The organism is Enterococcus sp. AZ011 (genome assembly GCF_050548355.1).
GTDB lineage: Bacteria > Bacillota > Bacilli > Lactobacillales > Enterococcaceae > Enterococcus > Enterococcus faecalis.
Map to the genome: position 1 here is coordinate 1,671,660 of NZ_CP172959.1, position 23,212 is coordinate 1,694,871.

The window sequence follows — 23,212 nt, forward strand, 5'->3', positions numbered from 1 at the left end:
ATTTTTTGCAGCATCCTCCAAGTACTATTTTACATTTCATCAAAAATAAATGAAAAAAAATAGACTTGTGTATGCTACTTCGTCGAACATACATAAGTCTCACCGTTTAAGACAACACCAGAAATTGCTTTCGGAGTTGGTGATGTTGTCACAGCATAAATACTGTCAGTTACTCCCTCATGAAAAAACTATTTAACATTGATTGGAGAACCAATGTTATGAATAATTACTTAATTAGTATACCGTTTTCCACTCTTTTTTTCAAATAAAAGTTCTGCTCATTTGAAAAAAACTGAAATCCTTTCATTCGGATTCCAGTTTCTTGATTTGTATTCGTAAAATACGCTGTTGCCCCCGCTTTCGCGACCAACTAATAACCCAAGAAAGTAAGAAAAGACTAATCACGGTTCCTTCACGAACAAAAATCGGCGAATGATAACCAATGGACAATCCTAGTGCTAAACTGACACAAAAAATATCAACTAAATAACGATAAAACTGAAAACTATAGCGCGTTCTTTCAGAAATAAGTGTACAAAATTTTTCAATGGGAAATTGCAAAACACCTAGCGCAACTACCTGTCCTGTCCCGATTCCTGCTATGATTGTCCCTAAAATAAATAGAACAATTTTAACCAAATAATTTTGAAAAACAAGCGAACCAAATAATTGATATAAGAAAAAATTAATGACAAAACCAAAGCCAATTAACGCCACCAAAATAATCAAATAGTCCTGAATTTTACGCTGCTGATCTAACAACCAACACGTGCCTAAAAAAGCGAAATTGATAGCTGTGGTAACCGTCCCGACTTTTAAATGAGTAAGTGTTGCAAAGGTCACATTAAACGCATTAAAACTGCTAACCCCGATGCCTGCTTGAATTGTCAAACTGATGCCCAATGCACTAATTAAATAAAAAAGAAACGATAGCACAATTTTTTTCTTCCACATTATAAAAACTCCTCTACTCTTGATACGTCTATTATGTGCTACAATAGAAGAAACAAATAGGAGATATCTCCTATTATAAGGAGAAAAAATGCTTAAAACAGCCTACCAACGATCACCGAAACAAGAATTAGCTAAAAATACGCCCTTTTTTAATGAAACTGATTTAAAACACAGTTTTATTATCGATTTTGAAAATCAAGAATTCATTCATCACCAAGCAGAGCCATTAAATTATCTTTTTTATTTAATCAAAGGAAAAGCGAAAATTTTAAAAACAGAACGCAATGGCCGCCAATCCATTGTTCAGTTTTTAACGACAGGTGATTTAATTGGCGATTTAACATTAGTTCAAGCGGAAACGATAACCAAGGACGTTATCGCCTTAGGTGAAACCTGTTGTTTGGCTGTACCTTTAGCTTACGCAGAAACTGTTTTAAAAAACAAGGTACTTTTTATGCAGCAACTCAGCCATTATCTAGGGAAAAAAATGCTCCAACGGGTGGACCACTTTACAACGAATCAGACCTATGAACTAAGTTATCGGCTAGCGGAATTGCTATTGGTTGCCGCTAATCACGAAGATGTTTATAAAGAAAAACATACTGAGATTGCCGAATACTTAGGGGTTAGTTATCGCCATCTTATTTATACCTTCAAACAATTTCGAGAGCGCGGCTTTATTCAAAAACAAGGAACTGCTTATCACATCAACCGCTTAGCGTTACATTCTTTTGTGCAAAAAATGAAGAGTTAAAGTGGTGGATTGTTGACAAATAGTGCGCTTCCCGCTACCCTATTCTTATTAATAAGAAAGAAGGGACAGCAATGGAGCAAGCATCATTTACTGTATCTAGTTGGCAAGAACAACCGATTGACAATCTTAATGAAAATTTCCCAGTGAATCAAGCGAGCGCTATTTATCAATTGTCAGGCGCCTTATCTGGGACAGCTTCTGTGGAATACTTAATGACTTATCAAGGCTCTTCAATGGCAGATGGGCTTGAAGCTGTGGCTCAAGTGGTCGGTTTCCTACATTTCGAAGGAACTTATTTAGGAAAAAAAGGCACCTTTACTGCTTGCGAAAAAGGGACGTTTACACAGGGTCTTTTAGACTGCCCAGGTGAACTATTTCAAGCATCAGGTGAGCTTGCCGGTTTATCCGGTCGCTACACTTATGAATTTAGTCAAGAAGAAGCGCTTCTTCATTTAGACTTTGTATAATAAAAAATTTCAAGGAAAGTTGGTGACATTATTTTACTTATTTTAAATTTGGCGGTTGTAAAAGACAATGGGTGTTTTTGATTAGATTAAACTTTTAAGGAGAAAAATCATGAAAAACACCCGAAACACCGTCCCATCATTACTAATTATTATTTTGCTTGTGGGATTTCCACAAATCAGCGAGTCGATTTTCACACCCATTTTGCCAGCGCTTAGTTCTGCTTTTAACATTCACGATAGCGTAGCACAATTAACCATGAGTATTTATTTTGTTGCCTTTGCCGTTGGCGTTTTATTCTGGGGAATTTTATCCGATACGATTGGACGTCGCCCAGCTATGTTATTAGGAATTTTATGCTATTTAATTGGAAATATTGGCCTTTTTTTGAGTCCGACATTTCCTTGGCTGTTATTCTTCCGTTTAATTCAAGCATTTGGTGCAAGCGTTGGTTCTGTCATTACCCAATCAATGATGCGGGAAAGCTTTAACGATCTTCAAAGAGGGAAAATTTTTGCTCAAACAAGCGCTGCCCTATCGCTATCTCCTGCCATCGGACCCTTAGTCGGCGGACTTGTTCAAACCTATTTTGGCTATCAGCATGTCTTTAGCACCTTAATTGTCATGGCTGTTCTATTACTTTTCTATAGTTTTTATCGTTTACCAGAAACCTTTCACTTAGGAAATACTTTAACGAAAGCACCTTTTTGGTCCGTGGCGAAACGCCTTTCCTTCGACTCGAAAGTTTGGTGCTACGGCTTATTGATTGGGGGCATTAATGGTTTATTGTTTAGCTACTATGCAGAAGCTCCGTTTATTTTCATCAATCACTTTGGCTTTAGCAGTGTCCAATATGGCTTTCTTGGTTTAGTTTTAGCTGTGTCTAGTATTCTTGCTGCAGTTCTTATCAATTGGTTGCTAGGATATTGGTCAGCGGAAAAAATTGCCTTTGCTGGTTTGCTGCTAAGTATCTTTGCGGCTTGCTGTTTATTGATAATGACACAATTTGAATCAATCATTGGTCTTATTTTGTTTATTTTTCTCTTTTTCTTAGGGATTAATATTACTTTGCCCAATGCCTTAAGTATGGCCTTAAAAGGCTATGAATCTGTGATTGGTACTGCCAGTGGGATTTTTAGTTTTGTCTATTACTTGTTTGTTAGTTTCTTTACCTATTTGATTAGTTACTTTCACAATGGTACCATTTGGGTCTTGCCGCTTTACTTTTTAAGTTTTGCTTGCCTGTTAGCTTTCAGCTATTATGTCATTGTTTATCGTAAAACTTTAAAATAAAAATCAAAAAACACACGAATATTTCGTGTGTTTTTTTTAGCTAAAAAATTGATTTTCTAAACTATATTGCTTCCCTGAAACAATGTCATATTGAATCAGTCGGTATTCCTCATATAGTTGTTCTTGCTTTTTATTCATTTCTACTGTTTTTTTCCATTCCCCACCGAGATAGTAATTCCCCTTTTCAAAAGCAGGCAATTGTTCTTGTACCTCATTTAGCATAGCGTAAAATCCCGATTGCGGTAAGCCGCTTTGTTGGAACAGTGAGGGAGCAAAATAAAATGGACTAATAGTTGCTTGATGCTGATTTTTTTCTGTTAACTGATTCGCCGTATCATACATTAGAAATTCGGTCTGGTGAAGGGCTGCCCCTTCATTCAACGCTTGAATGTTTTCATCATAAATACTTGGTAAGTGATCTCCCCAAAAAACGACTAATGTGCGTTTGGGCATTTTTTCGATTTCTTGTAGGAAATTTTTCAAAGCTTCGCTACTGTAGGCAATATCTTGCAAGTAATTATTGAGCGCGACTTGATTGCCGTTTCCTTGAGAAAAATAATTGGAGGTTGTGTATTTATTTTCATAGGGCATATGTGTTTGCATAGTAACTAAATGAATGAATTGCGGTTGCTCTTTTTCTTTAAGCAGTGTCGTCACTTCCTGATATGCTGCTTGATCTGAAATGTAAGGATTATTTTCTAGTTTATCTGTATAGTTCATTGTTTTTTCATTGATAAATTGATCAAAACCTAAAATTTTATACACATCTTTTCGTTTATACATAGATGTATTGTACGGATGAATAGCCGTTGTTTGGTACTTTTGTTCCTTAAGTAATGAAACAATGGAAGGCAATTCCGTCATCTTAGGAATCATCATTGTATAAGGTGTAGTCATTTGGGCATTCATTAATTCCATCGAAAAACTTGTTAAGGCTTCAAATTCAATATTCGCAGTTCCGCCCCCGTAGTTTTGTGAAAGCATCTGGCCGCTGTAAGTTTTATCAGCGATTTGCTGATAATCAGCTAAAGGATTACCAATAATGGACAAGCCTTTCAGATGATCTGGATTTGAAAAACTTTCACTCATGACAAACACAATATTTGGTTGCTCATTGCTCGGCACTGTTTTCGCCTCGGCCAACTTTTGATATTTCTGAGTAATTTCTGAAATAGCTTCTTTTGAATAACCCTTTGGTTGGTCCATAGCCTCTACTTTTAAATTATATAGAAAACCACCAATAAATCCTGTATTGTAGTAATTCATTTTTTGGCTGTAAGGAATCCATAACGCGGTTTTATTATAGGCTTTACGTAACAAATTTTGCGGATTGTTAAAATCACCAATATATGAAAATAGACCAATCGAAAGAACAAGACTTAACACACGAATCGTTTGTTTTTTCTTCGATAAAAAGAAACTTTTATAAAAGGCTTTTCCTAAGAAAAAAAGTGCTACACAACCTAACGCAACCACAAAAATAAACGGCCATAAACCAACCATTTCTTTTAATAAACTAACTTCTGTGATCATTTTTAAGTCGTCTGGATAAATAGGTTCGACACGATAAAACATCTTTTGATAGTCCGCAAATCCTAAAACACCTATTATGACACTATATAAAAGAGCGCCAACTCCTAATGAACCTGCCAAACTACATAAAAAAAGTAAAAAAACGCTTAGCACAAAACAACCTAAGAAAAACTTTTCCGTATGCCACGAAAAAGCAAACTTGAAGGCTAAATCAGCAGACAAGTTATTCTGACACCATTGCAAATATAAATTACTAAAAATAATTAATAAGATGAACCCGATTCCATACAGAAGATAGCGGTAGGGCCATCGTTTAAATTTCTCAACTCTCTTTTTCACATCGATCTCCTATTCAAAAACTAGTAATGTATTTATTTTATGCTTCTTGAAAAAGAATGTAAAGAAGTAGCTAGCAAAGAAGTCTAAGGAATGGTAAAGAAAAAATGTTATTTGTTGCAAAAATAATTTTCCAGTGTTATAGTAACAATGGAATTTCGTTATCAGTTATCGTCGCCTTTTTAGAGTACTTTATGAAAGGAGAATAACTATGACTTACAAAGTAAAAAACATTCAATACCGTATTCAATTAGACACAGACAAAAATATTTTCATTGTTTTTGATGCAAAAAATGAAAGTAAAACAGCAACTGGTCACACAATTGAAGAAGCAATTGCACACTTAAAACAATTAAACTAAGGAGTGACAAACATTTCCATGCAAGACCCTTTAGGTAGTTATTTAAGCTAAAAGCCGTTTAGTAAAGAAAAAATACTAGACGGTTTTTTTGTATCTTCTTCGCCTTTTATTTTTTACATAGTATACTGAAACAAACGGAGGTGTTTTTATATGACCATCATTGCAAACTATATTCGCCAGCAACCCCAACATCAAACACAGTTAACAGAACTCTACCAAGCAATTTTAGCGGTTGTTCCTCAGGAGACTACTGAAAAAATCGCTTATGGAATGCCGACCTTTTACTTAAATGGCAATTTAGTGCATTTTGCGGCGGCCAAGCAACATTTAGGTTTCTATCCTACGCCATCAGCCATCCAACGTTTCAGCAAAGAATTACGCCCTTTTAAAACCTCGAAAGGTGCCATTCAATTTCCCTACACGCAAGAGTTACCTCTTTCATTAATACAGGAAATAGTTAAATTCCGTGTACAAGAAAACATGAAGAGCGTGGGACAAAAATCACTTTGAATTTTTGTCCCACGCTCAAAAACTGATAAACGGCGGGAACAGAAGCAACTCCTTCGGAAATAAGCCGAAATTCTCCAAAAATTAAAGAACAATTTTCGGAAATTCCTTCTTATTTCTCGGAGTTAAACACTTCTGTCCCGACCTCTTCATGTTCTTAAAATTTTTTCCATCGCTTTTCCCTTGGCCAATTCGTCGATTAATTTATCTAGGTAACGGATTTTTTGCATTAAAGGATCTTCAATTTCTTCCACGCGATAGCCACAAATTACGCCTTTGATCAATTGGGCGTTTTCATTAAAATTGGGTGCTTCTTCAAAAAATGTTTCCATCGTTACTTTTTGAGCCAATTGTTGTTGCAAGCCTTTTTCATCATAACCAGTTAACCAATAAATAATTTCGTCAACCTCCGCTTGCGTTCGATTTTTACGTTCTGCTTTTTGGATGTATAGCGGGTAAACACTGGCAAAGGTCATTGTATAGATTTTCGGTTTTGTCATTGGTTTTCCTACTTTCTGAAGTATTCTCTCTTCAGTCTACCACAGGCTTGCTGGAAAAAGAGGCTATTTTGTCTTAGTAATCAAATTGACGATAATAACGACGAATCTCTAATGGGTGACAATTTAATTTTTCTACATGCGCATCAATGCGTTGCGTTACCGCATGCATTAGGAGAAATGAAACAACTCGGCCACGATATTTTTCACTAATTCCTGGAAGTTCATACGCTTTCGAATCAATAATTGTATAATTGGCACAGATTTTCGGCAATAATTTTGCTACTCGTTCTGCCAATGGTCGTTGATCGTCTTCTCCGATAAACAACGTTACTGGCGTAGTTTCATCTACAATTTCTAGCGTCCCATGTAAGAACTCTGCTGCATGAATTGATTTTGAGCGAAGCCAACTTTGCTCTTCCCAATAGCACATTGCATAAGAATAGACCGCTCCCCATTGGTTCCCTGCGCCAATAAAATAGTGAATGCTATCATGACGATGTTTTTCCGCAAAAGCTAAGCCAAACGCATCGGCACTTTTTTCGGCTTCAGCTAAACCTGTAGGCAAATATTCTTCCAATTCTTGGTAATAATTTTCGTAATCTGTAAATTCGTTGTTTTTTTGCATTAAACGATCAGCTACCATAAAGAACTTGATTTGCTCAGTTCCTGGGGCTGGATAAGTCACCACATAATCACATAAATCTGCTAAAAGACTATCTTTTGCATCAATAAAACCAAATAGCGTTGCGCCGACCTTTTTGATTTCTTGAACGGCTTGCACCACTTCTTGTGTTGTCCCAGTAACGGAAGACAAGATGACGAATGATTTTTCTGTTAAACGTTTATTGCCTGTTGTGTAATACTCAGCAGCATGTTGAACATAGATTGGTAAATTACTTTTTCCATTCGCATAAGTAACTGCTTGCATGGCTGAAGCATAAGTACCGCCGATTCCTAAATAATAAACCGCATCAAATCCTTTCGTCCAAACTTGATCAACAACTTTTTCAACATCTGAACGCAAGGCTAAGGCACCTCGTATGTCTTTGATTTGTTGTTCTTCATTAAATTTTAACATGACTGATTTCCCTCTTTCTTTGCTATTTTACTTTTTAGGACACAATCAAAATCATCAAAAATCCGTTGAGATAAATCAATTCCTTTACTTGTAGCTACTTGATACGCCAAATATTGAAATGGAATAACTAACAATAAAGGACTAATTTTTTCTTCGACATCACTTGCTAAATCTAACGTATTTGATGCTCTCGTTGAACCCGTTGTAATTGTGTAACATTGGCCAACATAACTGGCTAGATAATTTTTCAAGGCTTGGCTACGTGCTTGAATAGGACTTTGATTTTCAATAAAAAACAAAAGATGTGTAGTATCCGCTTCAAGATAAGGCCCATGCATATACGCTTCGACTTCAAATCCTTGGGAAGGTAAGCGAACTGTTTCTGTAAACTTCGTCTCAAACTCTTTCGCCGTACCAATATTGGGCCCATAACCAATTGCGATAAATCGTGTCCCCTCTGTTAATTCTTTTTTCGTTTTTTGCCAAAATTGTTTGGTTTTATAAATCACCGAATCGATTTCCTGAATTGCTTTGGCAAGTTTTGCTAATTCTTCTCCAACCTCTACTTTTGTTAATTGATGCTTTTGATAGCCCAGTTTCAAACCAAATAGAAATAAATTTAAAAGTGTTGCCGTATAGCCTTTTGTGACAAAACCAACTGTTTCAAGCCCCATTTTTAAATCCAGGACTTCATCCACAACCTCCGTAATCGGGCTGGTGACATCACTTGTCAAGGCCACTGTTTTTACAGACGTTTGGTTTTTAATTTTTGCAATGGCATCAATTGTTGAAGCACTTTTACCACTTTGCGAAACCGCTATGACCAGATCAAACCGATCATCCACTTTGCCATAATGAGTAAAATTGAACGGCTCTTGGATTTCCACATAAATAGGCGCCACTTCTTCAAGGTAAACTTTAGCCGCCTGACAAGCGTTATGTGACGAGCCAGTTGCTAAAATTAGACAGTGCGTGACCTTTGAAACGTCTGTATCAGTTAATTGAAATTGGTTAAGAATCTGAGTTAGAGCTGCTTGCTCCTCATTTATATAATCCAGCATCGTTTTCATATTTTGCCTCCTAAAATAGACCAATTAATGAGCCGAGAATTCCGACAATTGCCATGCCACCTAAAATCGCTAAAGGTTTTACTTCTTTTTTCAATAAATAAAAAACAAAACCAAAAGATGCAAGCGGTAATAATTTAGGCATGATATCGTCAAAGATACTTTGAACCGTGACTGCATTTTTCCCACTTCCGCTGATTGTAATCGGGATAGTTAAATCAATCATGGAGGCGGTCATAGCACCTACCACCATCAAGCCAATTATTGAAGCGCCTAATGTGAGACTTTCCATCATGCCATTTGCTTGAATTTTTTTGAGAAAACCAGTTCCTAATTTATAGCCCCAACGATTCAGTAAATAACGAACAATCACATGGGGGACGTTAAAAATGAGTAAAAATAGAATTGGCCCTAACACATTCCCTTGTAAAGCTAACGAAGTTCCAACACCTGTTGCAATCAAGCGTAAGGTTCCCCAGAAAAAGGAATCACCTAAACCAGCTAAAGGTCCCATTAACGAGGTTTTAATACTATCGATTGTTCCAACTTCAAAATTTTCGTCCAGAACATTTTCTTCTTCCATTGCAGCATTAATTCCTAAAATAAACGTCACGATATGCGGCGTGGTATTAAAGAAAGCAAGATGCCGTTTTAAAGCTGCCGCCATTTCTTCTTTTTGAGGATATAATTTCTTTAAAATAGGGATCATGGCATAGACATAAGCCATATTCATCTGACGTTCATAATTCCATGAAAATTCCATTTGAAATGAACGCCAAAAGACTTGATTAAGCTCTTTTTTTGTAATTAAGTTTTCTGTCTTAGTTTTAGAAGTCTTCGTCATCATCAATTACCTCCCCACTTGTTGTTTGTATTGTTTCATTCTTTCCTTTGGCATAATTCATGATATTCACAACAATTACTGCTGTAATGGCACCCAAAATTGCTACTCCTGTTACAGGTAACTTAAAGTAGGCCATTAAGACAAAGCCTAAAAAGAAATATGGCGCTACTTGTTTGTTAATCAGTAAGCGTGCAAGCATCGCAAATCCTAGCGCTGGAATAATCCCCGTTGCAACAGACAACCCATGTTGAATAAATTCAGGGATCAGATCAAGTAAGCCTTTAATGGTGTTGCTGCCCACGGCAAATGAAATAGTTACAATGAGCGCTAGCATGAACGATAAGCCAAAGCCTGCAAGTAAATGCATGCGCTCCACCCCTTTATATGCTCCTTCTTCAGCATACTGATCAGCTTTTTGACTCATGATTGGGATGAGCAAACCCAAATAAATATTTTTAAGAATCAACGTTAACGTTGCGATTGGCAAGCCTAAGACTAAGGCTGTTTCTGTTCCTGCGCCAGCAGTAATAGCAAACGCTGTACCAAGAATCCCACCAGTCACTACATCAGGTGGGATTGATGCGCCCACTGAAAAAGAACCGATGAAAGCTAACTCTAAGGTCGCGCCCATGATTACGCCCGTTTTAACATCACCTAATACAATTCCGACAAATAAACCGGTTACAATTGGTCTTGAAAGCAACGAGGTACCTAAAGCATATTCCGACTGCGCAATAAAAGCGATGCAACCTAAAAGAATCGCTTGTCCTATCATTTGTATTTCTCCTTTCTACAAGACATTTAATGCTGCTACTTTTTTGTCATTTGGGACTTGTCGAATTTCAACTTCACAACCATTTGCGACCAATTCTTTAACCATTTTTTCTTCATCCGGTGTGATATTAATTGCTTTAGAAATGTTTCGAGTATTTTCCCTTACTTTCATTCCTCCTAAGTTAATTTCTTTTATTTCTGGATAAGCAGTAGCCAATCGATAAGCATCTTCCACACTTTCAACTACAATAAAAAGTTTGTATTTTTCTGTAACACCACTTTTTAGTGCGGCAATCGCATCTTCAATCGTTTTAATGACCAGTTTTACTCCTGCTGGTTTAGCTAGCTTAATGGTTGTTTTTCGAATATCATTTTTAGGTACGTCATCATTTGCGATTAAAATACAATCGGCTCCTAAGCCTTGGGTCCATGAAAAAGCCACTTGACCATGTAACAAGCGATGATCGACTCTTAACAATTTAATCATTTCATTTCCTCCTAAAATTCTTCTTCTAAAATTTCTTTACTAGATAACTCATTACAATAACAAAGACTTTCTTGTCCGTTTTCAACGGCACGTTTTACTAAATCAACTAATGAATCAACAGTATTTATTTGGGTATATATTTCAATTAATGTTGCTAAATTTAATCCTGAAATTAAATGCATTGCTTGTTTCCCCACATAATTACAGAATTCGTTATTCACGCTTCCGCCAAATAGGTCTGTAATCACAATTAATTCATTTTGTTGATTGTTCTTTAAAATGTCTTTGACCGTCTTAGCTAAATCATAAGGTTGTTCCATATAAGCGCAAAGACATTCCACATTCTTTGTTTCACCACAAATTAAAGCTAATGATGTCTGAATCCCTGCAGCGAAATTACCATGTGTTGCCAGAATAATTTTACGTTCCATTTTCTTCACCTCACTTACTTCTTTATATAGCAAAAAGAGTGCCAAAAAAGTGGCACTCCCTCCTTTTTATTTTAAAAATCGCTTTCTGCGTTGTTAAACTCCGTTTTTCCAAACAACACATCATAGACATAAAAAAGCTCCGATTCAGGTATATTGACACTATAAACTTTTTCAATGACACTAAACGCCTCTTTTAACTCTTGCAAGACCGTTCTTTGACACTGCTTTAGTTGTTCAGCGCCATTATAATTTTCAATAGGTTCATTCCGGATTAATCGTTCAATTAAACAACTGACATGGACATATACCGCTAATTTACGATCATTTTGAATTGTTTGTTGCCACCGCTCTTCTAATTGAATTAAAAAGACTTCTACTTGTCGAATAATTTTTTCTGTATCTAAAATCGTCACTGATTGAATGACCCGATCTAATGAAAAGTTACGAATCAACTCATGATTTACATAGGACAGCATATCTTTAGTTAATTCTCTCTTTGTCCATTCTAAAAGGGTCGTAATTCCTTTTCCTGCAATCAACTCTTCTAAAGAGATATACGGGAGGTCATTTGAAGACGGGTTGTTTGTACCGATGATGCCGACAATCTCATATTCTGGAAAACTTTCTTTGATCGACTCTGCATTACGTAATTGATTATATTCACAAGGAATAATCTTTAATTGTGCTTCCGCAGGTAAACTTTTTTCAAGTAAATCTCTAATTTTAACGGCTGTGCCAATTCCGGTACTACACGTTGTTAAAATGACACGTTCCGTTTTATTTTCAGGTAATATGATTTCCCATTCATTTGGATGAACCGTTAACGCTTTTTGGGGCAATTCTTCAAAAGAAACTTCGTCTTTAATGGCTTCTCCTATAGACAGAGCCAAGCTTGTTGTCACATTATTCATTAATAAAAAAGGACCTTCTTCTTCTGCCGGAAAATACTGATAAATTTCTTTCAATGAACCCATATCAAAAAGAATTACTAAACCATTCCTCGTTTCTTGACGTTCCATATAGTGAATTAAGTGTTCGGAAATTTTTTTGGGAGTAACATCTAACGGCATGTCAAACGATTGAAAAATTGGCACATTTAACAGCCGATTTGCAACATTCGCAATACTACTTGCTGTGGCATATCCGTGGGCAACAATCACCGCTTTCGGATAGTGACTTTTCTTTACTGAACCCGAATAGTGAAGATAAATGGTGACAATAATTCGATCCATCTGGGATAGTTCAATATCTAATGAACGTTTCACTAAAGTTAACAGTTGTTCAGCGTAGCCATAACTAGTTGCTAATTTGGTTTGAACTTCTGTTAAAAGTTCGTCAATGACTGTTGTAGGTTCTTGTTCTGGAAACCAATCAATGCATCTTCGTTGAAACAGATAGGTGCTTAATGCATAGACTAAACTGCCATTAAACCGAATTTGATAAGACGATTCAATCGTTTCCAATAATTGACGGATATTTTGCGTAATAAACAATAGCATTTCGTGATTTTTCTCTCGCTTCTTTTCAAATAATAAATCATCGAATAAGCGTTCAATTTCTTTCGAGATATCGTTATTAGCAGTGGAAAGATGATGATGGTGAGAGACATAAAGACGAAGGATTCGTTCATAACTCTGGATAATTCTTCTTTGCGCAAGCTCTGTTTCCTCTAACAAACTAACCAGATTTGTTTGCTCATCTAAACGAATAGGCAATTCATTTTCATCAGGAGCTAGTTTGATTGATTGATCCAGAAATTCTTTCGGTAGATCGTGCAAAGTGATTGGAATAACACATTTATCAAGATTGGCGGCAAAGCTGCGTGCAGTAATAATTTTTATATTATTTCTTAATTCACCTACATTGCCTACATAATGGTGGTTTTCTAAAAGTTGGATAACTTGTGGCGTGATAGTAACTGCTTTTTGAATAGCTTGCTGTTCCTCATAAAATGCTCGCATAATTAATTGTTTTCTTTCCGCTTGAGTGCGTTCAGCAAGACTTGGGATTTTAATTTGAATAGGAATTCGTCTTAAAAATGTCGTTAAAAAGGTGCTAGAAATTTCTTCAGTTGTGGCAAAGCACAACCGACACGTAACAGGAATGGGCCGATTGGTTTCACCCATTCGATAAATAATACCCTGATCTAAAAATGTAAACAATTTTTCCTGCCCTTCAGGACTCAAACGATGAACTTCATCTAAAAATAAAACGCCCCCTTCTGCACTTTGAAAGGCCCCAATTTTATCGGAATCTGCTCCCGTAAAAGCGCCTTTAAGATGTCCAAATAATTGACTAGTTAAAAGCTCTGGATTGTTGGCATATTGCGCACAATTAACTGTTACAAAAGGTGCTGAATCGTCAAGTAGTTCTTTTGAAAGACAAAACTGATAATATAAGGATGCTAAAAAACTTTTACCCGTACCACTTTCACCTGTAATTAAGACAGGCAATCCACCGCCAGGATAAAGCGCTGCCATTTTTAATTGTTCGATGGTCTGGGCTAAACTACCGCGATAACCAATGACCGACTGAAAAAAATCACTTTTGCGATCAAAAACAGGCTGTTCATCGATCATTTCTTGGAAACTTTGATAAACAGTTCTTTTTAAAAGATAGTTTTGTTGCTGAAACGCTTCTTTATGAAAAAAGTAAACCGGTCGTGTATTGATCTTAACTAGAATTCCTTCTTCGTTTAACTGATTTAAATAGTGACTAGCTGTATTTCGTTTGATAGAAAATGTCGTTGCAATATTGCTTGCTGTGAAAATTTCACTGACTAAAGATGGTTCAAAAAAAGCTGTTTGATTGCGTAAATAATCAACAATTTGCGTTTTTAACATAAAATCACCTCTCGTTTATCATAACGTACCTAAAAAAAACGTCAATATTCAAAATTTCTTTTGTTATTTTTCTTTATATAAGGAGCCCATTTTTTATGTTATTTAATCACAGGAACCTGATTCTATCATTGCAGAATAGGCTTTCATTCAGTATACTGTAAATAGAGGAACAAGAAACGAATTGGATAATTAGGCACTGAAAGAACGCACCACCGTTCTGAATGTTTCGAAACACACAACAGGTTATCGAAATGGCCATTGGAGAAAAATTCCTTTTTCTCCGAGGTTAGCGATTGTGACATGTTGCAATCGTTTTTTGTCCTTAAAATGTTGAGAAAAAGAAAAAAGGCACTTTGCATGTCAGCACCACCTGACAAACAAAGCCCTTCATAGACAGCACAACCTATCTATTCCAGTTGCCTTTTTTGCTAGTTACACTAGCTAATTTTAGTGTACCCGATTTTCAGTGAAATTACTAGCATCTTTAAAATTTTTACTGAAACGATCAGCCTGTGCAATGAACTAGTTTTCTTCAGCGGCGGCAACCGCTGAGAAGCTTTTTCTCAAATTTTAAGTGAATAATGTATCATAAACTTTTTTGGCATATCCATCCGTCATATTACATACAAAGTCCACCGCCATTTTCAAACGATAATAGTCTTTTTCTGCTTCTGTAGCGTTCTTTGCTTCTCTTCTATACAACGCTTTCGCGCTTTCCGAAATATTATTAAAGATTCGCTCCTCATACTTATTCATGGAAACTTTTTCATATTTCAGTACGACTGGAACAAATTCATCTAGTAAACGATTGATGATATTGAAGCCCAATACCTCTTGATCCAAAATTGTTTTTGTTTGAAAAACATAGGCTCTAGAAAAGTTTTTTAATGCCTGAAAGCATTTCACTTCATCACAATCTTCAATGATAATTTCATTATGATAGATACCTCTCATAATTAAGTCATAATGATTAGCAAAATTTTTCGCTACGCTTTGACAAACAGCCCTTTGTGTCTTTCTCAAAAATTCTTGTAAGGTAGCTTCTTCTGTTTTATCTTTTTCTAACATTAAAAATTTTTTTGTTCCTGTTTGCGCATCAACAAACTGCTTTAAATCTTGATAGCTGTATAAACCATAATTATAGGCATCTTCGATATCTGAAAAAGTATAGGCGATATCATCTGAAGCTTCTAACAAAAAGACTAATGGGTGTCGCTTATTTTGTGTTCCTGTCGCAAATTTAATGGCGTTAAACACTTGTTTTTCCGAGTAAAAATAGCCAACTTTTTTAGACAAAAGCTGTTGCTTATTTAATTGATCTGAAGATGCCGTATATTTGATAACTGTATCTAATGTCGTGGCGGTTAGTTTCATTCCTGCTTTAGAAGTCCCATTATCATGATGCAGTTTTGTTAAAAGTCGGATGGTTTGAGCGTTGCCTTCAAAGTTAAGAAAATCATTTTGTTGTTGCTCCGAAAAATCAGACCAACAAGCATACAAAGGACCATTTTTTTCAAACCAAATACGAATGGCTTCTTCCCCAAAATGTCCAAAAGGGGGATTGCCGATATCATGGATTAATGCAGCTGTTTCTAACAACCGATAGCATTCTGATAATTCCATAACCTCAATGTTTCGTTCGTTCAACTGTGAAATAACTAATCTAAGTATATCCCTGCTATGCATTGCCACTTCTAAGCTATGTGTTAAACGTGTTCTTACAAAATCATTACGTTCTAAAGGAAAAACTTGTGTTTTGTCTTGTAAGCGTCTAAATGCATCACTTTTAATTACTCTACGATAGTCACTATCAAAAGATTTACGAAGTTCTGTGGCTAAATCAACTTGCTTATTTAACCAGTCATTTTGATATTGTTTACCATTATCAGAAATACGATATGTACCAACCAACTGACGCCAATTCATTTTCATTTATTACCTCCTCCAATTACTCTACCTTCTCTAAATAAGAGACGTAAATATTTTTACATTTACCAATATCACTAAATTCCCGATTGTTATACGCCTTATCCTTTTTCAATTTAAACCGCACTTTTTCGCCTTCTTGAAAAGTTCCCCACGTAAGAAAAAAGAATAGCCAATGGCTTTCATCCTCTGATAGCGTGTCTAAACCTAAACTTTTAGGCTCAATTAAGCTAGGTAATTTAAAACAGTCATACACCCCTTTTGCTGTGCCATACACAGGACGATGAGTGCTAAGAGTCGTTTCAAAATATCCCTTTTCATCAGGTTTTAAATAACTTGCTTGCCGAATCAGTTGTGTCAGTTTATTTTGGAATGGCTGAATATTTTTCTCAACGTTTAGTTCAAAATCTGGCTCAGCTTGTACATCTGTGTCATGAGATAACTTTTTTAATAAGCAGTTGATTTCATTAGTACTTGTCTTATCATTAAACGCAATCGCCAAACGCTCACTGCTAATAACACCTTTCATATCTTTCATAGAAAAATTATTTAACGCAATTGGATAGTGTTTATCTGATAGCATCCAAGAAGCACCCATTTCGTTTAAACATGGAATACTCTGATAATAATGATCAGATAAAAAATACAGCATGACAGGTTGATTGGTTAGCTCCCTTTTAATCGTGTCAAAAATTAATTCTCCTGGCTGTACACCTGTTTCAATAGTGGAACTATAAAAAATATCCTGTGTTCGAAACCCAAACTTTTTCAACAATTGGATAAACGCATCCACATATTCTTGATCCTTTGAACTATGACTAATAAAAATCTTTTTCCCGTTGCTCACTACTCAACATCCTCCAAGTTAAATTTGTGTTTTCATTTTTTGTGAAATTCTATACTATTTCTTTAAGCGTACAGCGTTATCTGAAACCAGTCAATACTAAAATTATAAAATAACAATTATTTTGTTTTATTAAATTTTTATATAATGTTGTTTTGTTAATGTTTTGTTATTTTTAAACAAGTGATTATAGAGCGATGTACGGTTGAAGTTATTTCTAATCTATTTTTTTCAATATTTTTATAAATATAAAAAAAAAACACGCCTTTCTTTGCAGAAAGGCGTGTTTTTACGTCCGAGTATAAGGAGAATTGGTTCATTAACCAATTGTCCCTTTAAGCGTTATTCATTAAATGAATTATTTGTTTTTTAAGTTGTAGAAAGATTTTAAGCCTTTGTATTCAGCTACATCGCCTAATTGATCTTCAATACGTAATAATTGGTTGTATTTAGCAATACGGTCAGTACGGCTTAATGAACCAGTTTTGATTTGGCCAGCGTTTGTTGCAACAGCGATATCAGAGATTGTTGAATCTTCTGTTTCACCAGAACGGTGAGATACAACTGCAGTGTAGCCAGCTTCTTTAGCCATTTCGATTGCTTCAAATGTTTCAGTTAAAGTACCGATTTGGTTAACTTTGATTAGGATTGAGTTAGCGATACCTTTTTCGATACCTTCAGCTAATTTAGTTGTGTTTGTTACGAATAAATCGTCACCAACTAATTGAACTTTGTCGCCTAATACTTCAGTTAATTTTTTGAATCCGTCCCAGTCGTTTTCGTCTAAGCCGTCTTCGATTGAAATGATTGGGTATTTAGAAACTAATTCTTCGTAGAACGCGATCATTTCTTCAGTTGTTTTTTCGCCTTCGCCTGAGTCAGCTAAAACGTAAACGCCTTTTTCTTTGTCGTAGAATTCTGAAGAAGCAGCATCCATAGCAAGAACAACGTCTTTACCAGGAACATAGCCAGCTTTTTCGATAGCTTCGATGATTACTTCGAAACCTTCTTCGTTTGAACCTAAGTTAGGAGCGAAACCACCTTCGTCACCTACTGAAGTAGCTAAGCCGCGACCTTTTAAGATTGAAGCTAATGCGTGGAATACTTCTGCACCCATACGCAAAGCTTCTTTGAATGTAGGCGCACCTACAGGCATGATCATGAATTCTTGGAAGTCAATACTGTTGTCAGCATGTGATCCACCGTTGATGATGTTCATCATTGGAGTTGGTAATACTTTTGTATTGAATCCGCCTAAGTAATGATATAAAGGCACTTCTAGGTAATCAGCAGCAGCACGAGCTACGGCGATAGACACACCAAGAATAGCGTTAGCACCTAATTTACCTTTGTTAGGAGTTCCATCTAAATCGATCATTGCTTTATCGATAGCCATTTGATCGCGTACATCGTAACCGATGATTGCTTCAGCAATGATGTTGTTTACGTTATCTACAGCTTTAGTAACACCTTTACCTAAGTAACGAGCTTTGTCGCCATCACGTAATTCAACTGCTTCGTATTCACCAGTTGAAGCTCCTGAAGGAACCATTCCACGGCCGAAAGCTCCGCTTTCAGTGTAAACTTCTACTTCGATTGTTGGGTTACCGCGTGAGTCTAAGACTTCGCGTGCGTAAATATCAGTAATAATTGACATGTTTTGTCTCTCCTTTGAGTTTGTATTTATACTAAGGGGATTCCCTCATGTATGATTGTAGTTAATTCTCGCAAACTATGCAAACATTTTTTTGCAAAAGTCATTGAGAAAACGTTACCGTTAGTGATTTCTTATTTTACAGCATCTAATAAAGCTAGGAATGAATCTGCTTCTAAGCTTGCGCCGCCGACTAAAGCACCGTCAACGTTTTCTTTTGCCATATATTCAGCGATGTTTTCTGGTTTAACAGAACCACCGTATTGAATACGAACAGCTTCAGAAACTTCTTTGCCGTATAATTTTTCAACTGTTGAACGAACAACACCACAGATTTCATCTGCAATATTAGCATCTGCAGATTTACCAGTTCCGATTGCCCAGATTGGTTCGTAAGCGATAACCATTGAAGCAACTTGTTCGTTTGATAAACCAACTAAGCCGTTAGTGATTTGACCTTCGATCCATTCCGCTGTTTTACCAGCTTCATACGTTTCTAAAGTTTCACCACAACAGAAGATTGGTGTCATACCATTTGCAAAGATTGCTTTGGCTTTTTTATTGATATCTTCATCTGTTTCGTGGAAATATTCGCGACGTTCAGAGTGTCCGATAATCACATAGTTTACACCTAAATCTGCAATTGCAGCTGGTGAGTTTTCACCAGTGAAGGCACCAGCGTTTTCCCAGTAGCAGTTTTGTGCAGCTAATTTCACTTCAGAATCTTTTAGGTTCCAAGCTAAAGGAGCTAAGAATAATGCTGGAGATCCAATCACAGCGTCAACAACGTCGTTTGATGGAACAGCATTTTTTACTGCTTCTGCAAAGCTTTGTGCTTCGCTTAAAGTTTTGTTCATTTTCCAGTTACCAGCGATAATTGGTTTGCGCATGAAAAGCACATCCTTTTCTTTTTTTAAAAATATTGTCTTTTAAACTGATTATTTATCGTTAATAGAAGCTAAACCTGGTAAAGTTTTGCCTTCTAATAATTCTAAACTTGCTCCGCCACCTGTTGAGATGTGAGAGAATTTGTTTTCGTAGCCTAATTGAATTGCTGCAGCAGCAGAGTCCCCGCCACCGATGATTGTTGTTGCGTCTTCTAAATTAGCAATCGCTTCACAAACACCAATTGTTCCTTTGGCAAAGTTACTCATTTCAAATACGCCCATTGGTCCATTCCAAACAACTGTTTTCGCACCTTGTAATTCGTTAGCAAATAATTCAATTGTTTTTTCACCAATATCCAAGCCTTCTTCATCATCTGGGATTTCAGTTGAAGGAACCGTGTGGAAAGGAGCGTCATTGCTGAACTCTTTAGAGACAACTGTATCAACCGGTAAAACTAATTTGTCGCCAGCTTTTTCCATTAAGCTTTTCGCTAAGTCCACTTTATCTTCTTCAAGTAAAGATAAACCAACACTATAGCCTTGTGCTTTCATGAATGTGTAAGCCATACCGCCACCGATTAAAATTTTATCGGCTTTTTCAATTAGGTTTTCAATGACAGCGATTTTGTCAGAAACTTTTGCGCCACCCAAGATTGCTACGAATGGACGTTTTGGATTTTCAACAGCTTCGCCGATGAATTTAATTTCTTTTTCCATTAAGAAACCAGCAACTGTTGGGATACCAGTTGAAGCAATTCCAACGTTTGAGGCATGTGCACGGTGTGCAGTACCAAAAGCATCATTGACAAATACATCGCCTAAAGAAGCCCAGTATTTACCCAATTCAGCGTCATTGCCGCTTTCTTTTTTGCCGTCAACATCTTCAAAACGAGTGTTTTCAAATACTAAAACGTCGCCGTCTTTCATATTGTTAACAGCGTCTTCTAATTCTTTACCACGTGTTTCTGGAACAAAAGTAACTGGTTGACCTAGTAATTCGCTTAAACGTTCAGCCACTGGTTTTAATGATTTGCCAGCTTTGTCTTCTTCTGTTTTTACACGACCTAAATGAGAGAAAAGAATTGCTTTTCCGCCATTTTCAATCACGTATTTGATTGTTGGTAAAGCCGCTACGATACGATTATCGTTTGTGATCACGCCATCTTTTAACGGAACGTTAAAGTCAACACGGACAAGGACTTTTTTGTCTTTTAAATCTACATCTTTAATTGTCTTTTTAGCCATGAGTAGACCTCCTGTATTGTCAATTTTAGGATTTTTCTTTTTTAAAAAAAGAAAGCGGAGAAGCGCGTTGCTTCCCCGCTTATTATTTCACAATTGTTCAAATTTCACTAATGATAAGAATGAATCTTATAAGTTAGCGAAGTATTCTAAAGTACGAACTAATTGAGCAGTGTATGACATTTCGTTGTCATACCAAGCAACAGTTTTAACTAATTGTTTGTCGCCAACTGTCATAACTTTTGTTTGAGTTGCATCGAATAATGAACCGTAAGTCATACCTACGATATCAGAAGAAACGATTTCGTCTGTGTTATAACCATAAGATTCGTTAGCAGCTTTTTCCATTACTGCATTCACTTCATCAACAGTAACTTCTTTGTCTAATACAGTAACTAATTCAGTTAATGAACCAGTAGCTACAGGAACACGTTGAGCAGCGCCATCTAATTTACCGTTCAATTCTGGGATTACTAAGCCGATTGCTTTAGCAGCACCAGTTGAGTTAGGTACGATGTTTGCAGCAGCAGCGCGCGCACGACGGAAGTCGCCTTTAGGATGTGGTCCGTCTAATGTCATTTGGTCACCTGTGTAAGCGTGGATAGTTGTCATTAAACCTTCAACAACACCAAAGTTGTCATGTAAAGCTTTAGCCATTGGAGCTAAGCAGTTTGTAGTACAAGAAGCGCCTGAAATTACAGTTTCTTCTCCAGTTAATGTTTCATGGTTTGTGTTGTAAACGATTGTTGGTACATCGTTACCACCAGGAGCTGAAATAACTACACGTTTTGCACCAGCAGTTAAATGTTTTTCAGCAGCTTCTTTAGAAGTAAAGAAACCAGTACATTCTAATACGATGTCTACGCCTAATTCGCCCCATGGTAATTCTTCAGGGTTACGGTTAGCTAAAACTTTGATTTCTTTGCCGTTAACGTTGAATGAACCTTCGTGAACTTCAACTGTACCGTTGAAACGGCCTTGAGTTGTGTCATATTTTAACAAGTGTGCTAACATTTTAGCATCTGTTAAGTCGTTGATTGCAACTACTTCGATTCCTTCTACATCTTGGATACGACGGAAAGCTAAGCGTCCGATACGTCCAAATCCATTAATACCTACTTTAACTGTCATTAAAGATTTCCTCCTTATGAAAATCAAAAATTTTTTATTTTAAAGGGTTACCCCTTTTAAAATCTCGTTTGCAGCAGCTTCATCTGTGATGAGCCACGTTTGTTTTGGTGCATTTTTCATATATGCGCGAATGGCTTTGGCTTTCGTTTTGCCGCCCGCAATTGCGACGACATAGGGAATTTCTTGTAAGTTTTTTAATTGAAGGCCAATTCGTGGAATTTTATAGACCACTTTTCCTTCTTCATCAAAGAAATAACCAAACGATTCTGCCACGGCATTTTTTTGTTTGAGCATAACCATTTCGTCATCAGACATTTTTCGGCGTGCCGCCATGTGCAACGCTCGACCAATACTGTGCACCACACAGTTGGCATGACTAATTAACGTAAGAACTTCTTGAATCGAGGGTTCTTGTAATAAACTATTATACGTTTCACGACTCAATTGTTCTGGGACATATAACGCCCGGTAGTTACCACCCGTTTTGTTGGCCATTACAGCACTAATTGAATTGGCTTGGACAGAAACTGCTTCACCAATCCCTCCTCTGGCTGGAACAAACAAATTATGACGTTTTTCAGTTTCTAGTGATCCCATATTTTCGGCCACCATGGCCATTGTTGTCCCACCCATAACCGCAATTGTATTCTCACCATTAGGTAAGAGTAAATTCAGCGTATTGGTTAAGACATCTCCAAAGTCCGAAAGAACTTTCTTTTGGATATCACTATCTCCTGCAACAACGATACAACGTTGAATGCCAAAGTACTGTGTCATTTCTTTTTCGATTTGGTGCATGCCAAGCAATTGATTCATGACTAATTCTAAGCCTTGGTAGACTTCCAAACCGCGTTCTGTTAATGTCATCCCGCTTTTTGAAGGTTCAATCAGGTTGAGTTGCTTTAAAACATCTGTTTCTGTACGCAAGACTCGCTCTGTAATTCCCATCGTTTCTGATAAACTTCTACGTCCAATAGGTTGCATCCAATAAATATTGCGAAGAATTTGGAATCTTTCTTGTAATACATCGAGCATATCTGGAGCAACTGCTTCAATCATTTTAAATTCTTTTAACATGATGCGCTCCTTTTGTGGGTCGAAATATGTCCAAGTAAGACTGAAAACGACCTATGAACTTTAAAAAAATAGAATTGATGTTCGTTTTTCCTACTATTTATTCATAACAGTATTAAAAGTACTTATCAATTACACACTTAGTGTACCAGTTTTTTTAGGTCTTTTCAATAAAAATGATTCTTTTTTCATCGTTTTCTTTCAAATCCAAACAAAGCATTCGTTTG

Annotated in this window: 23 protein-coding genes; 5 read left to right on the forward strand and 18 right to left on the reverse strand. The window is 36.5% G+C overall.

The window, feature by feature from the left end; genetic code table 11:
* Nucleotides 1-303: 303 nt before the first annotated feature.
* Nucleotides 304-954: a YczE/YyaS/YitT family protein gene (locus IGL36_RS08090; RefSeq protein ID WP_002391316.1), complete on the reverse strand. Its 651-nt coding sequence runs from the start codon at nt 952-954 to the stop codon at nt 304-306.
* 88 nt (nt 955-1,042) lie between these two features.
* On the opposite strand from IGL36_RS08090, the gene yeiL reads away from it, so the two are divergent.
* From yeiL to IGL36_RS08105, 3 genes are all read left to right on the forward strand, one after another.
* Nucleotides 1,043-1,708, forward strand: a complete 666-nt coding sequence (gene yeiL, locus IGL36_RS08095) for a transcriptional regulator YeiL (RefSeq protein ID WP_002362037.1) — start codon at nt 1,043-1,045, stop codon at nt 1,706-1,708.
* Nucleotides 1,709-1,779: 71 nt separating this feature from the next.
* Nucleotides 1,780-2,175: a DUF3224 domain-containing protein gene (locus tag IGL36_RS08100; RefSeq protein WP_002371990.1), complete on the forward strand. Its 396-nt coding sequence runs from the start codon at nt 1,780-1,782 to the stop codon at nt 2,173-2,175.
* Between the two features lie 109 nt (nt 2,176-2,284).
* Entirely contained in the window at nt 2,285-3,466 is a 1,182-nt protein-coding gene (locus tag IGL36_RS08105) for a multidrug effflux MFS transporter (RefSeq protein ID WP_002362039.1), read from the forward strand.
* Between the two features lie 36 nt (nt 3,467-3,502).
* Here IGL36_RS08105 and IGL36_RS08110 read toward each other — a convergent pair whose 3' ends face one another.
* A complete protein-coding gene (locus IGL36_RS08110; protein ID WP_002371992.1) occupies nt 3,503-5,338 on the reverse strand; it encodes an LTA synthase family protein in 1,836 nt (611 codons plus the stop codon).
* Nucleotides 5,339-5,546: 208 nt separating this feature from the next.
* On the opposite strand from IGL36_RS08110, the gene IGL36_RS08115 reads away from it, so the two are divergent.
* On the forward strand, nt 5,547-5,696 hold the full coding sequence (locus IGL36_RS08115) for a hypothetical protein (RefSeq protein ID WP_002357118.1): 150 nt from the start codon (nt 5,547-5,549) through the stop codon (nt 5,694-5,696).
* Nucleotides 5,697-5,846: 150 nt separating this feature from the next.
* Nucleotides 5,847-6,206, forward strand: a complete 360-nt coding sequence (locus IGL36_RS08120) for an iron chaperone (protein ID WP_002398455.1) — start codon at nt 5,847-5,849, stop codon at nt 6,204-6,206.
* 146 nt (nt 6,207-6,352) lie between these two features.
* Here the strand turns inward: IGL36_RS08120 and IGL36_RS08125 are convergent, their stop codons facing one another.
* From IGL36_RS08125 to IGL36_RS08200, 16 genes are all read right to left on the reverse strand, one after another.
* Complete coding sequence (locus IGL36_RS08125) at nt 6,353-6,703, reverse strand: DUF2200 domain-containing protein (RefSeq protein WP_002360043.1); 351 nt, start codon at nt 6,701-6,703, stop codon at nt 6,353-6,355.
* Nucleotides 6,704-6,776: 73 nt separating this feature from the next.
* Entirely contained in the window at nt 6,777-7,781 is a 1,005-nt protein-coding gene (locus IGL36_RS08130) for an SIS domain-containing protein (RefSeq protein ID WP_002365817.1), read from the reverse strand.
* Nucleotides 7,775-8,851: an SIS domain-containing protein gene (locus IGL36_RS08135; protein ID WP_002398456.1), complete on the reverse strand. Its 1,077-nt coding sequence runs from the start codon at nt 8,849-8,851 to the stop codon at nt 7,775-7,777. Before IGL36_RS08135 ends, IGL36_RS08130 begins: the two co-directional genes overlap by 7 nt.
* A gap of 10 nt (nt 8,852-8,861) precedes the next feature.
* The gene (locus tag IGL36_RS08140) at nt 8,862-9,695 is read right to left on the reverse strand and encodes a PTS system mannose/fructose/sorbose family transporter subunit IID (protein WP_002384383.1); all 834 of its coding nucleotides are present in this window, start codon (nt 9,693-9,695) and stop codon (nt 8,862-8,864) included.
* Nucleotides 9,676-10,467: a PTS mannose/fructose/sorbose/N-acetylgalactosamine transporter subunit IIC gene (locus tag IGL36_RS08145; protein ID WP_002357107.1), complete on the reverse strand. Its 792-nt coding sequence runs from the start codon at nt 10,465-10,467 to the stop codon at nt 9,676-9,678. The genes IGL36_RS08140 and IGL36_RS08145 overlap by 20 nt, the downstream gene beginning before the upstream one ends.
* A 15-nt stretch (nt 10,468-10,482) precedes the next feature.
* Nucleotides 10,483-10,953 (reverse strand): PTS sugar transporter subunit IIB, encoded by a 471-nt coding sequence (locus tag IGL36_RS08150; RefSeq protein WP_002357106.1) that lies wholly within the window; start codon nt 10,951-10,953, stop codon nt 10,483-10,485.
* A gap of 11 nt (nt 10,954-10,964) precedes the next feature.
* Nucleotides 10,965-11,384: a PTS sugar transporter subunit IIA gene (locus IGL36_RS08155; RefSeq protein WP_283939299.1), complete on the reverse strand. Its 420-nt coding sequence runs from the start codon at nt 11,382-11,384 to the stop codon at nt 10,965-10,967.
* A 71-nt stretch (nt 11,385-11,455) separates the two neighbouring features.
* Nucleotides 11,456-14,227, reverse strand: coding sequence for a sigma 54-interacting transcriptional regulator (locus IGL36_RS08160; RefSeq protein ID WP_002379570.1), 2,772 nt, complete (start codon nt 14,225-14,227; stop codon nt 11,456-11,458).
* Between the two features lie 143 nt (nt 14,228-14,370).
* Nucleotides 14,371-14,586 (reverse strand): hypothetical protein, encoded by a 216-nt coding sequence (locus IGL36_RS08165; protein ID WP_002357102.1) that lies wholly within the window; start codon nt 14,584-14,586, stop codon nt 14,371-14,373.
* A gap of 211 nt (nt 14,587-14,797) precedes the next feature.
* A complete protein-coding gene (locus IGL36_RS08170; protein WP_002380420.1) occupies nt 14,798-16,159 on the reverse strand; it encodes a deoxyguanosinetriphosphate triphosphohydrolase in 1,362 nt (453 codons plus the stop codon).
* A 16-nt stretch (nt 16,160-16,175) separates the two neighbouring features.
* Nucleotides 16,176-17,000 (reverse strand): toll/interleukin-1 receptor domain-containing protein, encoded by an 825-nt coding sequence (locus IGL36_RS08175; protein WP_002360036.1) that lies wholly within the window; start codon nt 16,998-17,000, stop codon nt 16,176-16,178.
* A 355-nt stretch (nt 17,001-17,355) separates the two neighbouring features.
* Nucleotides 17,356-18,654, reverse strand: a complete 1,299-nt coding sequence (gene eno / locus IGL36_RS08180; RefSeq protein ID WP_002357098.1) for a phosphopyruvate hydratase — start codon at nt 18,652-18,654, stop codon at nt 17,356-17,358.
* Between the two features lie 131 nt (nt 18,655-18,785).
* Nucleotides 18,786-19,541 (reverse strand): triose-phosphate isomerase, encoded by a 756-nt coding sequence (tpiA, locus tag IGL36_RS08185; protein WP_002362045.1) that lies wholly within the window; start codon nt 19,539-19,541, stop codon nt 18,786-18,788.
* A gap of 48 nt (nt 19,542-19,589) precedes the next feature.
* Nucleotides 19,590-20,783 carry a phosphoglycerate kinase gene (locus IGL36_RS08190; protein WP_002357094.1) on the reverse strand — a complete coding sequence of 398 codons (1,194 nt, stop codon included), beginning with the start codon at nt 20,781-20,783 and terminating at the stop codon, nt 19,590-19,592.
* A 126-nt stretch (nt 20,784-20,909) separates the two neighbouring features.
* Nucleotides 20,910-21,911, reverse strand: a complete 1,002-nt coding sequence (gene gap / locus IGL36_RS08195) for a type I glyceraldehyde-3-phosphate dehydrogenase (protein WP_002357093.1) — start codon at nt 21,909-21,911, stop codon at nt 20,910-20,912.
* Between the two features lie 39 nt (nt 21,912-21,950).
* Nucleotides 21,951-22,988, reverse strand: a complete 1,038-nt coding sequence (locus IGL36_RS08200) for a sugar-binding transcriptional regulator (RefSeq protein WP_002357092.1) — start codon at nt 22,986-22,988, stop codon at nt 21,951-21,953.
* Nucleotides 22,989-23,212: the final 224 nt, after the last annotated feature.